This is a genomic window from Vibrio sp. RM-41-2B (assembly GCF_024744415.1).
GTDB lineage: Bacteria > Pseudomonadota > Gammaproteobacteria > Enterobacterales > Vibrionaceae > Vibrio > Vibrio diabolicus.
Genome location: NZ_JAMQWD010000014.1, coordinates 115,916 through 128,008 on the forward strand (window position 1 = coordinate 115,916; position 12,093 = coordinate 128,008).

Consider the following 12,093-nt stretch of genomic DNA (forward strand, 5'->3'; position numbering starts at 1 on the left):
TCCCCTTATAGCAGATGCTTACCCCCTTCTTTAGCCAGCAATCAAAGTTTCCATTTATGAGATACAGCTCACTGAAAGTGCAAACGCTTTCGTCGTGTTGCAACATTTTTTGCTTTTGTTTCCCACCATTTGTGGTTAATGTCGAAAAACGTCAAAATGCGGTAACAGCTAGGGTTAATAACTGCATGAGCAAAATAATTCATAAATGGAAGCAAATTTCTCTGATTGAAGAAGAGGTTATGCTTCCTACAGGACAGGCAATTACGCACACCACAATCCATCATCCGGGCGCTGCGGTGATTCTCCCTATTACAACGGAAAGTGAGGTAGTTCTTGTCCATCAATTTCGCCCTTCACTTAATAAATGGCTTTTGGAGCTTCCTGCTGGTACAAGAGAAGGCAATGAAGACCCTCTCTGCTGCGCGAAAAGAGAACTAGAAGAAGAAACGGGCTATAGTGCAGAAAAATTCACTTCTCTCGGCCAAGTCACTCCCCTTGCCGGATTTTGTGATGAGATACAGTACCTATTTGTTGCTGAGAAGCTCAGCCAAACCAACCGTTACGAATGTGATGAAGATGAAGTGATTGAGGTTGTTACCTTGTCACTCCAACAACTCGAAGACAAGATTATTGATGGCACAATTACCGATGCCAAAACGATCGCTTGTTTAAGCAAAGCGCGCCTTTGCGGATATATTTAGGACTTTGACCAAGGAGACATTCATGGATTTTCGATCAGATACCGTTACACAGCCTACCCAAGCCATGCGAGAGGCCATGTTTAAGGCCCCCGTTGGGGATGATGTTTATGGTGATGACCCTACGGTCAATGAGCTTGAGGAGTTTGCCGCAGAGCTTGCAGGATTCGAGGCGGCTTTGTTTACCACTTCAGGCACGCAAGCCAATCTGCTCGGCCTAATGGCGCATTGTGAACGCGGAGATGAATATCTGTGTGGGCAGCAAGCACATAACTACAAGTACGAAGCTGGCGGCGCAGCAGTACTTGGATCAATTCAACCTCAACCAGTCGAAAATAACCCAGATGGCACACTCCCATTTGATAAACTGGCAGCGGCGATTAAGCCAGATGATTGTCACTTTGCTCGTACCAAGCTGCTCAGCTTAGAAAACACGATTAATGGTAAAGTATTACCTCTGTCTTATTTAGCAGAAGCACGTGACTTCGTGAATAAACATAACTTGCAGATGCATCTAGATGGCGCTCGCGTTTTTAATGCAGCCGCTGCGCTTGATGTTCCGGTAAAAGAAATCGGTCAGTATTTTGATTCAATGACGATTTGTCTGTCGAAAGGGTTGGCTGCCCCTGTTGGTTCGTTACTGCTTGGTAGCAAAGAGTACATCGCAAAAGCACGTCGCTTAAGAAAGATGGTCGGCGGTGGTATGCGTCAAGCGGGTATTCTTGCCGCAGCAGGCAAACTCGCCCTTACCGAACAAGTGGAACAGCTAAAACAAGATCATATCAACGCAAAAAATTTAGCAGAAGGTTTAGCAGAACTGCCTGGTTTTTCAGTCAACCCTGAATTTGTTCAAACGAATATCGTATTCGCGAAGCTTGATCCTCAAGTGGACATAGTAAATATCGCTGCGAAACTAAAGGAACAAAATATCACGATAACACCTGGAAACCCCATTCGTTTCGTGACTCATAAAGACATTTCAGCGCAAGATATCGACAATTTCTTATCAAGCATTAAATCTCTGCTTTAGTTTGATTTTGATCATTGAGCTTCCCCTAAGGGGAAGCTTTATTGTATCGATATGACTTTTTAGCGAATAGACAATCTTCATGTTCAGATTTGTACTTCTAACCTCTCTTATTTTCTCTTCCGCTAGCCATGCCGCGCCTTTTGGTGATGCTGATAAAGGTAAAAGCGTCTATTGTCATGGTGCCACAGGCGTCGCAGGAAATAATGCCTACCCAAATCTTGCAGGTCAAAATGCCCAGTATCTATACGATGCGATGAAGTCTTACCAAGCAGGCGAACGTAAAGGGCCGCTTGCCGAAATGATGGGCGCACAATTAAGAATGTTAAATGATGAGGATCTTCGTGATGTCGCTGCATTTTATGCAGAACAGACGCAAGACAAATGATTTGTTTATCTCGGCTCACAACAAGAGCTTGTGAGCCCTCGACCCGAGCCAAAACATTTAACCAAACTTTGCTTGTAAAATAATCACAATGACTTAACTTCAAATATTTGATGAATTTATAGTTCAATATTTCCATTAATATTGACTTTTTATTCTGGTTTATTGATATTTCATGCTTCATTGAATTTAACGTGAAGTAAGTTATGTCTCACACACATGCGCAACCAACGGACTCGGTTGCTACACCCAAATCATGGCAGATGCCAGATACCCTCATTTTGATCTTCATTGTTGGTATTCTCGCTGCGATTCTTACCTACTTAATTCCTGCTGGCCATTTTGACAGTCAGCAAGTGACTTATATGGTCGATGGTGCAGAAAAAACTCGCACGGTTATCGATCCATCTTCTTTCTCTTATGCAACCGACGAAAACGGTGAATTGGTTTACAACAAGGTTGGCCTGTTTGCTTCTGGTGGTGGCATTGGTTTAATGAACTTCCCATTCGAAGGGCTAGTTTCAGGCTCTAAATGGGGCAGCGCGATCGGCGTGATTATGTTCATGTTGGTTATCGGTGGTGCTTTCGGCGTTGTAATGCGAACAGGCACCATCGACAACGGTATCTTGCGCCTTATCGATAAGACCAAAGGTAACGAAGCGCTATTCATTCCAGTGCTATTTTTGCTGTTCTCTCTGGGCGGTGCGGTATTTGGTATGGGTGAAGAAGCCGTAGCATTTGCGATTATTATCGCTCCGCTTATGGTTCGCCTTGGTTACGATGGTATCACTACGGTAATGGTGACCTACGTGGCGACTCAAATTGGTTTCGCAACATCTTGGATGAACCCTTTCTCTGTTGCTATTGCACAAGGTATTGCGGGAGTACCTGTTTTATCCGGCATGACAATGCGCATGGGGTTATGGGCTGGCTTTACGTTAATCGGTATCGCCTTCACCATGATCTACGCCGCTCGCGTGAAGTCAAACCCAGAACTTTCTTACAGTCACCGCACAGACAAATACTTCCGTCAGCAAGATCTTGGCAATCAAGATTCTCGTTGGAATATCGGCGATACACTCGTTATTCTTACGGTTATTGCAACCACAGTATGGGTTGTTTGGGGCGTGGTCGCTAACGCATGGTACATCCCAGAAATCGCTTCTCAATTCTTCACTATGGGCTTTGTTGTCGCGATCATCGGTACGATTTTTCGCTTAAACGGTATGACGCTCAACTGCGCAGCCGATGCGTTTAAGGAGGGGGCGGCTATTATGCTTGCTCCTGCTCTATTGGTTGGTTGTGCGAAAGGTGTGTTACTTATCCTAGGTGGCGGTACGGCTGATGAAGCGAGTGTACTGAATTCTATTCTGAACAGTGCTGGCGGCGTGATCAGTGGGCTTCCTGACGTAGCTGCGGCATGGTTAATGTATGTATTCCAATCTATCTTCAACTTCTTCGTTACTTCCGGATCTGGACAAGCGGCACTGACGATGCCTTTATTAGCACCATTGGCGGATATTGCAGGTGTCACGCGCCAAGTTGCCGTTTTGTCATTCCAACTTGGAGATGGCTTTACCAACGTTATCGTCCCTACTTCCGCATCCTTGATGGCAACGCTTGGTGTTTGCCGCATCGACTGGGGTGATTGGGCAAAATTCTGCTGGCGATTTATCCTATTACTCTTTACCCTGTCGAGTGTCGTCGTTATCGCAGCTCATATGATGGGGTTTGCGTAAAACGAAATCAATTGGCACTAAGGCGAGACACGTTCTCGCCTTATTAATACTCTTCGTATGGCGACGTTAAGGTTTTAGATTGGCTTATGGTTTTGGAGTGGTAACTTTAATGGCAACACAACTTCTCGATGACATGATTCAAGGTCATCAAGTGATTCAATCTCTCAATGTAGCAGACCTAGGTCCGGGTGAGCATAAGTTTTGGTTCCGCATCGCGACCAACGCGCTCTCTCAGTGGCAACATCTTCCTGTTTTGGTATTCAAAGGTGAAAAACCTGGCAAGAAAATCATGATCACCGCAGGGGTTCATGGTGATGAATATAATGGTGTGTTAGCAGCGCAGAAGACCGCTAGAGAGCTCATTGGCACTGAAGTCGCTGGTACTGTCACTATTGTTCCAACCATTAACATGCCAGGTATGCTAAACCACAGCCGCGATTTCTATTCCGCAGACCCGGATGCGTCTCCTGCAAACTTAAACCGTTTTTTCCCTGGTGACCAAAACGGCAATGAGGCACAACGCTACTTATATGCATTGTGGAATGATCTGCTCAAGCCAAATGCTGATTTAGCCATTGACCTTCACACTCAAACCAGTGGTGCGGCCTATCCACTATACGTGTTTGCAGACTTCCGAATTGAGCAATCATTAGAAATGGCTCGTCTCATTAATCCTGATGCGATTTTAAATGATCCTGGAGATGCTGGCGTCCTTGAAACAGTTTGGAATAACCATGGTGTCCCAAGCATTACGGTTGAAGTGGGTATGGGGCGCTACACAGAGCAAAAACTCATTAGTCGAACCGTATCAGGCATTTTTAATGTGTTGAAGCAGCATAACGTCGTAGAAGGTGAGATAGAGCCTATCACTTCATGCTTGGAAGGAAACGAGATAGTCAGTGTGAAAGCGACACATGGCGGCTTTGTACTACCTCATGTTGGTTTGATGGATTTTGTCGAGCAAGGCCAACTGGTTGCGATTCAATACGACAGCTTTGGCACTGAAGTTGAGCGCTACACCGCCCCTACAAGTGGTACAGTGCTCAGCCACAATGTGGAATCTATTCGGGCGCCTGGCTCTCTGATCGTTCGTTTGATTAAGTAAACCATAACCGTTTGTCGATAGATCTACCTTTCGATGCTCACTCAAATTTATATAAGCCCCATCACGAGTAATCACAAATGATGGGGCTATATTTTTTTTACATGAGGTTACAAGGTAACAAAAATATTCCAAGCAAAACTCAAAACCGCTAGACAGAAACTTCGCTTCTGTTGATTTTAGAAGTCACATTGATGAACTTAAAACTGTCGTCCACTCTCTTGATCAACGAGAATTAGCTTATCTAACGCGAAACCTTTCTCTTTAGCAAGCTGCTTAAAACGCTCCAGGATTTTCTCATCAACGTTGGGGGTTCTAGACAATAGCCACAAGTAATCGTGGTTGTAACCGGAGACAAACGCATAGTCGTAGTTTTCACCTAGCTCAAACACAATGTAAGAAGAATAGATTGGCCCAAAAAAGGAGACTTTTAAGTGCCCAACCGTTTCGTCTTCAACAAAATAAGCTTTACCTTCAGCTTCGGACCACTGTTGATCTTCTTCTGAATATCCGCGGTTTGTCACCTTAACCCCACCATCCTCGCGAAGCCGATACTCGGCCGTAACGTTGGATAGACCACGCTCAAACGAATGATCGAGCCGTGCGATTTCGTACCACTTGCCTAGATAAGGCTCTAAATCAAAATTGTTAACTGGCTCCACCCCATCAGGTTTAGAGGTACAGCCAAATAAAGTAACAAGTGATAAAAGTAATAATGTTTTTAGCGATTTCATACAACACCTAAATTTGATTTAGTGATTGATTTTACTGTAGAAGGTAGCAAATCGATCACTAAGTCGCACTACTGTCCCAAAGGTACGTAGCTACACATCACAGTTCTTCATTATCAATAGCATTGCTGAACACCAAAACCTCGTTATGTCAGCAATTCCCTAACAATATTGTTCTATGTTTTACTTACAAGTTGGTCATACTTGTATATTTTGTCAGCATTTAACCGTATGCATATAGAAACTTTGCACAATATAGACATACGCTGTCATATCCCCCTCCTATAATACGTCGCGATATAGACAGAGGTTATTGTTATGAAATTAAAAACAGTGTCAGTTTGTGCACTTTTGGTATTGCTTGCAGGTTGCCAGCAGGAAAACCCAAGCCAAGCGACACAATTAACAACCTCGGCAGATGTATGTAATACACAAGGAAACATGCCAGGTGGGTGGAATGAGTTTAATGCTACCCCTGATGCACAAAAGGCAATGGCTTTTGTTTTGAAAAGAATGGACACAATAGCGTCGTTCAAACAAATACTGAACGTTCACGCGCAAATCGTTAGCGGCGTCAACTATGCCATTGAGTTTGAATTGGATGATGGCTCTATTTGGAATACAGTTGTTTATCGCAACCTAGATGGTGAGTATGCGATTACCCAGTCGCCAAAAGAAGGCCACTTTTGCGAACAGTAGCGATTAAGTAAGAAAGCCCCTAGATAGGGGCTTTGGGTTTTGTGATAGCAACTGAATTAGACAGCGAAGCTACATTGAGATTTGACCGATACTGTCGAACCGACTCTTGATGGTTCAACATCAATCCTCTGCGCCATTTGTTCTTTTAACTCAGAAACGTGAGAAATAACACCGATCATGCGTCCAGTCTGTTGTAAATCCACTAGCGTTTGAATCGCGAGATCCAAAGATTCTGGGTCTAAACTACCGAACCCCTCATCAATGAATAAAGTGTCTAAGCGGATACCACCACTATAGGATTGCACAACATCCGACAAGCCAAGCGCCAAAGCAAGCGCTGCCATAAACGATTCACCACCGGAAAGTGTCGCAACATCACGTGTTTTTCCTGTGTAACCATCTTCAACCATTAAATCTAAGCCGCGACCCGCAGCGCCTTTGAAGCCCTCTGTTTTTCGAGCAAGAATATAGCGCCCTTTACTCATGAGGCTTAAACGTTGAGAGGCCTGAATCAACACATCATCCAACAGTACACCAAGAACAAAGCGATGCAGGCTAACCCTGCTGCCTGTTTTACCGCTGGCAACGTCGTATAACGTACCAAACACTTTGTATTCTTCTTCTAACTTGCTATTTTTCTCATGCAGCGTAGCAATATCTTTACGAACTTTTTCAATTCGCTCAAAGGTTGAGCGCGTGGTATCGAGCTGATTCCTTACTTCAATATACTGCGCCTGCAGAGTGGTTAAGCTGTCGGTAAGCGAATCCAAGTCCGGTCTTTCAAGCGCTTTCAATGCATGGTTTAAATCATGTAGTGTTTGTTCAAGCTTGGTTTGTGTCTGTTTGAAGTTGTCTATTTCTTTCTGCCACGCTTGAAGCTCATCATCTGTCACTCTGCTATTTAGATAACTGCTTTCATCCTCAAATTTACTCGCCTGTAATGCCTCATTCCACGCTAATTCTGCTTGGCAAAGCTTTTGTTCTGACTCAGATAGCCACTGCTTGTTCGTCACTAACTGACTTTCAGCATTCGATTGCGCTAATACCGCTTGCTGCAAAGCGTTTTGCGCCTTTTCTAAACCTGTATTCAAGGTCAGAATTTGCTCTTTTGTGAGCGAAATGTCACGCTCAAGCGCATCAACGGAACTGTATTTCGGATCAATGGAAGCTTGTAATTGAGTCAATTGTTCTTGGTTTGCTTGAACGGTTGATTCATTTGCCGCCATTTGATTCTGCAGCTCATGAATTTTATTTTCACCCACTAAGCAGCGTTGATTAAGCTGTTCAACGTTCTTTTCTAGCTTTTCAATATCAATAGATTGTAGACGTAGAAGTTGATCATTAAGCGCCTGCAACTCAGTTTGAACCGTCGAGATCCCAGATGCTGCATGCTCACCAAGCTCTTCTTTCAACTGGTCGATTTGATTCTGATGCTGAATAATGACAACGTTATGTTGTTCTTGCTGATTACTTAGCTGGTTCAGTGAGGTTTGAGCTTCTCTTTCTTTCACTCTGGCAGCCTGAACTTGCTCTTTTGTAACGACTTCTTCAACAAACGTTGCAGGGTTAGGATGCGCTTGGCTGCCACATACCGGACATGCTTCACCTGCCTTTAGTCGCTGCGCTAATACTGCCGCTTGAGCATTATGCCACTTAAGCTCTATCGTATCAGCGGCGTGTTGACACTGCATATAGCGCTGACTGGCTTCCTGTAATGACTGCTGCTTGCTTACGGTTAACGCCGTGAGTTTAGAGAGCTCCAAAGTAAGACCATGCAGCTTTTGTAGATCCTGTAGTAGTCGTTGTTTTTGTTTTATTTCCGCATCGATGCTTCCAACAAGCGCAACATCTACTCGGGCTTGCTCTAGATCTTTCTGGCCCTGTTGCGCCTGAAACGCTAACTTGTCTTTCAGCTCTATGTACTGTTTTAACGTTGCTTCAAATTGTTGTTTTTGTTGATGACCAGCCGTTATTTTTCTTTCCAAGTTAGCTTTTTCAACCAACTTGTCTTTCATGCTTTCAAGTTGATACTGCAGTTGCGTTAACTGTGGGACTTTTGCCGCGGCTTCTTTTGCACTTTGCTGCAAGTTTTCTTTTTCTTTCGTAACAGCATTGGCTTTATCAAGACTCTCTTTCAAGGCAACTATTTTTTGTCTGAGCTCTTGAGTTTGAGTTTTTGCATTTTGTAATGAGACGTAGGGTAATTCTATCTTATTGGCATTTTTAGCATTTTCTAATTGCTGTTGACGAACTTTTATCGAGTCTGAGTGTTCTAGATGCAGCTTGAGTGCGTTTTCTGCTTGCTCTCGTTTCGAAAACTCTCCATTAATAGTTTCCGCTTTTTGTAATTCAGATTTAGCAACATTTAGCTTATCTAACGAAGCTTGTTCATTCTTTCTATCGACCTCTAGCTGCTCAGCTGCTTGTTCAAGCTGGTGTAATAATTCCTGCTCTGAACTCACTCCAGCAACTTGTAAAGCGCCTCGAATTTGATTATCAAATTCATCTTTCGCTTTACTGATTGCGCTCGCTTTATCCTTGAGGGCGTACTCAATTTTTTTATATATGTCCGTTTGAAAGAGCTGGCCAAAAATTTCTTCGCGCTCTTTAGAACTAGCAAGCAACAGCTCTCGGAACTTTCCTTGAGGCAATACCATTACTTGGCGAAATTGCGTTTCATTCAAACCAATAATATTGCTCACTTCAGTTTTAACCTGAGTCGTCTTGCTAGTGATGAGCTTTTCGGTCTCGCCGAGTTCATAAAGAGCCGCAGTGTGCTTTTTTACCGTCATCCCTTCACCACGCGCTTTGGGCGCTTCCTGCTCTGGAGATCGCACAACTCGGTATTGTTTGCCATGTAACGAAAATTCTAGAGCGACTTCGGTTGGTAAGTCTTGCGCCGATAAGTCACATCGCATCTGGATGCCTTGCCGCTCATTACCGGTAGTTTCACCGTAAAGGGCAAAGCAAATGGCATCTAAGATCGACGTTTTACCTGAGCCTGTAGGACCATTAATCAAAAACAGAGGGTTACGGCCAAGCTTTTCAAAGTCAATGACTTCGGTTTTTGCAAACGGACCAAAGGCTTGCATGGTAAGTTTGATTGGTTTCATCTTTGGTCCCTATTGCTGTGATAATTGCTTAATAATGTCAGTAACGGCTTGTTCTTGCTCTTGGGATAATTGACTATCTTGCGCCTCAATAAAAAAGTCTCTGAACATATCAATTTCGCTTCGTGCCAACTTTGCTTGCGCCATTTCCTGCTCTACCCCAATTAACATGCCCGGTTTCTCAAGATGTAAAACGTTTGGATAAACCGAACGAAGCTTTTCCATTGGATTTAAAATCGCATGTTTATCCATCAAACGAACTAACAAATAATCTTCATTTTTAGGATCAGTCTTGCCCTGCTCTATGACTTTATCTAGCTCTCCCTCAACAATGCGCATTTCATGAGGGGCAATTAGCTCAATATGTTTAGCAGAGACAAATCCTTTCTTGTCTAGTTCGACTAACGTGAAGCCTTTCTTCTGGTTCTGTTCACCAAAACTATACTTCATAAGTGAACCAGAATAACGGATATGCTCTGCGCCTTTCTTTTGAGGTTGATGTAAATGACCAAGTGCGACGTAGTCGAAATCTAAGAAATGCTCATGACTTACGCGGTCAGAGCCACCAATAGATAGTGGTCGTTCAGAGTCAGACTCAATAGCACCATCAACAAAACAGTGGCTAACGAGAACACGCCTTTGCTCTGAAATGAAATGCTCTCTTATTTGCTCTACAAGCAGTTGATGTGCCTCATCATGAGTTGATACCGAGGTTTTGTAGGCAAATCTGACCTGTTCAGGGTCGTTATAAGGCATGCCATAAAACGCTACCTCACCCGCAGAGTCCGTTTTTATGATGATGGGAGTTAGCATATCTTCAAAGTTACTAACAATATGAAGGCCTGCATTTTTCATTTGCTCTGAGCCAAAACCTAATCTTTCTGCACCATCATGGTTGCCAGATATCAATATCATCGGTGTTTTCAGTTCAGTACAAATACGCTTCACGACTCGATTTAGCAGTTCTATTGCAACCGTTGGTGGCACCGAACGGTCATAAATATCTCCCGCCACTACAACGGCATCAACGGGATTGTGTTCAATATAGTTAATCAGTTGTTCGAGTACTGCTTGTTGGTCTTCGAGTAGTGATACATTGTGGAATTGTCGACCAAGATGCCAATCTGAGGTGTGGATAAACTTCATTCGAATTCACTTTCCGCCAAATCTTTAAGCTAGGTTTGCTCTTGCAAGAATCCGAATTTCAGCCGTGTAAACATCAGAGTATTACGCGACTGGCTGAATCTGGCACAAACCAAAGCTCAATATATTTAATTTGGGTTAGGATATCTTGAGTCGAACAGCTTTTCATGTAGTTTATGTTCTATGGTTCACTATTTCACCGGAAAGCGAGAAGAACGTTGTATAAACACCTTTTAAGCAACATTAAGCGATGGTCTCGAATAAAAAAACCGTCACATTTAAACCATTAAAAACCAACGTTTAGAAGGGACAAACTAGCTCAAGAACTACTCGTTATGCCAATTGTATAGAACTCCCACCGTATAACCATCTGGCTCGATATCAGCTTGCAAAACGTGGAAGTCTGAGTTGAGGCTGCTTCTTTGATGCTCCTCAATCATTAACACTTTTAAAACACCTCCGCATGCGCCCAGCCCTCCTAGTTTAACATCAATAAATTGATACTGAGTTTGATCGGTCACCCAAGGAGACAAGAATTGCATAGCATTTAACCATCGAGGCTTATCTCCATCAATGGATAAATGCAACTCACTAAGTGAGTGATCACACCCTACTCCAAGTTGTTTAAACACTTTATCGACAGCAATGCTTTGTTGTTTGGTATCTAAATCAATTCGAACATCATCAGTAACAAGGCCGGACTGTTGAAAAAAGCACTTCGTCAAAATGATCGAGTTTTGAGATTTGGCATGCTCTTCTGCATCGCGAGCAATTTCTATAGCCAGTATCCAAGTTGCTTGTGTTTCGTTAACTTCACGGTTTATCCGATTTAGCGCCATCAAGAACGCCGCTTGACCATAAGGATAAAAATAAATTTCTCTATTGGCAGAGTTACCAAGGATAAGAGAAAACTCGTTTATCAATGCCTTAAGCAAGCTTTTATCTACCGAAGACGGTAAAAGAACGCAGATATTCCCTTTGATATCACTTTGCTCCAGTATCTCGCGCTTAGAGCGCACAAGATTTAATATCTGCTCATACAGTGATTGATCAGGATAGGATCTTGGTGTTTCTGCGGGCAATCTAAAACATTCGTTAGCTATCTCACGAACAGTGTATGGCCTGCCATTAATAGCAAGAAGATGAGTTTGAAATGCGAGTGGCATCTAGCCTCCGATTAAAACCGTAGGCATGCCAGACAGAATTTTACCACCATGAGACGTTGAATCCCCGACCCTTGCAGCTGGCTTACCGTTGATTGTAACGCTAGAAGAGCCTGCTGAGATGCTATCCGGAGGACCTATACATATAAGCTTATCTCCCTGCCTAGCCGCTGGAATGCCGCCAATTGTCACGTTTGGCGAGCCAACTACGACGGGGCCACCTACATGAGGAATTTTTCCTGTTTTTTTAGGACAAAGATGAAAGCTGCCCAATATCGCGGCTGGTTTACCCACTT

At 43.5% G+C, this 12,093-nt stretch carries 11 protein-coding genes; 6 read left to right on the forward strand and 5 right to left on the reverse strand.

Features of this window, described 5'->3' with window-relative positions; genetic code table 11:
* Positions 1-185 precede the first annotated feature (185 nt).
* The 5 genes from NB463_RS09930 (at position 186) to NB463_RS09950 (ending at position 4,954) form a co-directional block, all read left to right on the forward strand.
* On the forward strand, positions 186-701 hold the full coding sequence (locus NB463_RS09930; protein WP_258431716.1) for an NUDIX hydrolase: 516 nt from the start codon (positions 186-188) through the stop codon (positions 699-701).
* Between the two features lie 22 nt (positions 702-723).
* On the forward strand, positions 724-1,728 hold the full coding sequence (gene ltaE / locus NB463_RS09935) for a low-specificity L-threonine aldolase (RefSeq protein WP_046875375.1): 1,005 nt from the start codon (positions 724-726) through the stop codon (positions 1,726-1,728).
* 79 nt (positions 1,729-1,807) lie between these two features.
* Positions 1,808-2,113 (forward strand): c-type cytochrome, encoded by a 306-nt coding sequence (locus tag NB463_RS09940; protein ID WP_258431715.1) that lies wholly within the window; start codon positions 1,808-1,810, stop codon positions 2,111-2,113.
* A gap of 203 nt (positions 2,114-2,316) precedes the next feature.
* Complete coding sequence (gene yfcC / locus NB463_RS09945; RefSeq protein ID WP_258431714.1) at positions 2,317-3,849, forward strand: putative basic amino acid antiporter YfcC; 1,533 nt, start codon at positions 2,317-2,319, stop codon at positions 3,847-3,849.
* A 109-nt stretch (positions 3,850-3,958) separates the two neighbouring features.
* Positions 3,959-4,954 carry a succinylglutamate desuccinylase/aspartoacylase family protein gene (locus tag NB463_RS09950; RefSeq protein ID WP_145472990.1) on the forward strand — a complete coding sequence of 332 codons (996 nt, stop codon included), beginning with the start codon at positions 3,959-3,961 and terminating at the stop codon, positions 4,952-4,954.
* 197 nt (positions 4,955-5,151) lie between these two features.
* Here the strand turns inward: NB463_RS09950 and NB463_RS09955 are convergent, their stop codons facing one another.
* Entirely contained in the window at positions 5,152-5,685 is a 534-nt protein-coding gene (locus tag NB463_RS09955; RefSeq protein WP_258431713.1) for a lipocalin family protein, read from the reverse strand.
* Between the two features lie 315 nt (positions 5,686-6,000).
* On the opposite strand from NB463_RS09955, the gene NB463_RS09960 reads away from it, so the two are divergent.
* Positions 6,001-6,381, forward strand: a complete 381-nt coding sequence (locus tag NB463_RS09960) for a cystatin family protein (RefSeq protein ID WP_005396397.1) — start codon at positions 6,001-6,003, stop codon at positions 6,379-6,381.
* 56 nt (positions 6,382-6,437) lie between these two features.
* Here the strand turns inward: NB463_RS09960 and NB463_RS09965 are convergent, their stop codons facing one another.
* The 4 genes from NB463_RS09965 to NB463_RS09980 form a co-directional block, all read right to left on the reverse strand.
* On the reverse strand, positions 6,438-9,494 hold the full coding sequence (locus tag NB463_RS09965) for an AAA family ATPase (RefSeq protein ID WP_258431712.1): 3,057 nt from the start codon (positions 9,492-9,494) through the stop codon (positions 6,438-6,440).
* A 9-nt stretch (positions 9,495-9,503) separates the two neighbouring features.
* A complete protein-coding gene (locus NB463_RS09970; RefSeq protein ID WP_012842192.1) occupies positions 9,504-10,637 on the reverse strand; it encodes an exonuclease SbcCD subunit D in 1,134 nt (377 codons plus the stop codon).
* Positions 10,638-10,960: 323 nt separating this feature from the next.
* Positions 10,961-11,800, reverse strand: coding sequence for an NAD/NADP transhydrogenase subunit beta (locus tag NB463_RS09975; protein ID WP_258431711.1), 840 nt, complete (start codon positions 11,798-11,800; stop codon positions 10,961-10,963).
* The gene (locus NB463_RS09980; protein WP_005375969.1) at positions 11,801-12,091 is read right to left on the reverse strand and encodes a PAAR domain-containing protein; all 291 of its coding nucleotides are present in this window, start codon (positions 12,089-12,091) and stop codon (positions 11,801-11,803) included.
* Between the last annotated feature and the right edge of the window lie 2 nt (positions 12,092-12,093).